Here is a 1,882-nt window from a genome sequence, read left to right on the forward strand (position 1 = left end):
CTGTGGGTGGTGGGCATCCTGGGCGTGGCGATCCTGGACGCGCTGTACCGCCGCGCGCTGGGCGCGCCCGCCGGCTTCTTCCTGACCTGGTTCCTGCCCTATCTGGGCTACTTCGTGGCGGGCCGCCTGATCTTCGACGGCCAGATGCGCATCCCCCGCCCCGGCCTGATGCTGGCAGCCAGCGTGGCCGCGACCGCGCTGGGCGTGTATGCGATGTCGAGCAACCGCGCGCTGGATACCTACTTCTACGATTACTTCAGCCTCACCGTGCCCTTCATGTCGCTGGCCGCGTTCCAATGGATCATTGCGTCGCCGCGCCTGCCGCGGCTGGCCTCGCTGGCGCCGCTGACTTTCGGCGTCTACTTGATCCATCCGCTGTTCCTGGACGTGGCGCATCGCGCCGGCGCCCTGACGGGCGCGCGCAATGACGCCTGGACCTTGCCCGTGCTGGCCGCCGCCGTGTTCGCGCTGTCGGCGGCCAGCAGCTGGCTGTTGAGGCGCCATCCCGCGACCCGGCGCTTCGTCTGAAAGGCCTACATCTTCAAGGGGTTATGCCGCGGCAGGCTCGCATCAGCCGGGCATGGCATAACTTCACGAAGCTTCGCAGATCTTCACGGGCGCGGGGTAAGGGCTTGGGGTACAATTCACGGCTTATTTGATCGGCCAGACACCGATTTTTCTTCGCGCCAGCACGGACTGCACCCAGCGGATTTCAAGCCGCCAGGCAAATGCTTCTCCGTCCTGGCTTTTTTATCCGAGCGGGGGGAATCATGACCGACATCGGTCGGATGGCACATGTAGTGCCAGCTCGCACCCAGCTACCCGTCAGCGCGTATTTTGACGAAGCCCTCTTTGCCCGCGAGCAAGAACTCATTTTCAAGCAATCCTCACAATACGTCGGCCACCAGAAAGTGGTGCCCGAAATCGGGGATTGGCGTACGTTGGCCCAGGAAGACGGAGGGCGCGTGCTGGTTCGCAACCAGCAAGGCGTCGAACTCATCTCAAATGTTTGCCGCCACCGTCAGGCGTTGATGCTTGGCGGCGAGGCCGGCAATGTGGCCGGCAACTGCAATACGCATGGCAACCTGAAGGCAAGCGGCGGCAACATCGTCTGCCCCTTGCACCGCTGGACGTACAACAACCAGGGCGAGTTGTTGGGCGCGCCGCAGTTCGCCACCACGCCCTGCATGAACCTGCAGAAGTTCCGCCTGCGCGATTGCCATGGCTTGCTGTTCGAAGGCCCGCGCGATCCGGCCGCCGACATGGCGCCGCTGTTTTCGCGTCCGGAATTTGACTTCGGCGACTGCGTGCTTGACCACGTCGAAGTGCACCAGTGCAACTACAACTGGAAGACCTTCATCGAGGTCTACCTGGAGGACTATCACGTCGGTCCGTTCCACCCGGGCCTGGGCCGCTTCGTCACCTGCGACGACCTGAGCTGGGAGTTCAACGACTGGTACAGCCTGCAGAAGGTCGGCGTGCACAACGCCCTGGCGCAGCCCGGGTCCGACGTGTACAAGCAGTGGCATGACCGCCTGCTGGCGTTCCGCGAGGGCGACGCGCCGGATTTCGGCGCGGTCTGGGTCACGTACTTCCCGACCCACATGATCGAGCTGTATCCGCACGTGCTGGTGCTCTCCACGCTGTATCCGAAGGGTCCGCAGGAAACGGTGAACGTGGTCGAGTTCTACTACCCCGAGGAAATCGCCGCCTTCGAGCGCGAGTTCGTCGAGGCACAGCGCGCCGCCTACATGGAAACGGCCATCGAGGACGACGAGATCGCCGAGCGCATGGACGCGGGCCGCAAGGCGCTGATGCTGCGCGGCGTGAACGAAACCGGCCCCTACCAGTCGCCCATGGAAGACGGCATGCAGCACTTCCA

Annotated in this window: 2 protein-coding genes; both read left to right on the forward strand. The window is 64.0% G+C overall.

What is annotated here, in order from left to right:
• The coding region (locus VIR09_RS16570) for an acyltransferase (RefSeq protein ID WP_332013860.1) at nt 1–528 on the forward strand (528 nt) is incomplete at its 5' end.
• 242 nt (nt 529–770) lie between these two features.
• Nucleotides 771–1,882 (forward strand): aromatic ring-hydroxylating dioxygenase subunit alpha (locus VIR09_RS16575; protein WP_332013861.1); only part of this gene is annotated, 1,112 nt, incomplete at its 3' end.

It is taken from the genome of Achromobacter sp., assembly GCF_036567245.1.
Lineage (GTDB): Bacteria > Pseudomonadota > Gammaproteobacteria > Burkholderiales > Burkholderiaceae_B > Achromobacter.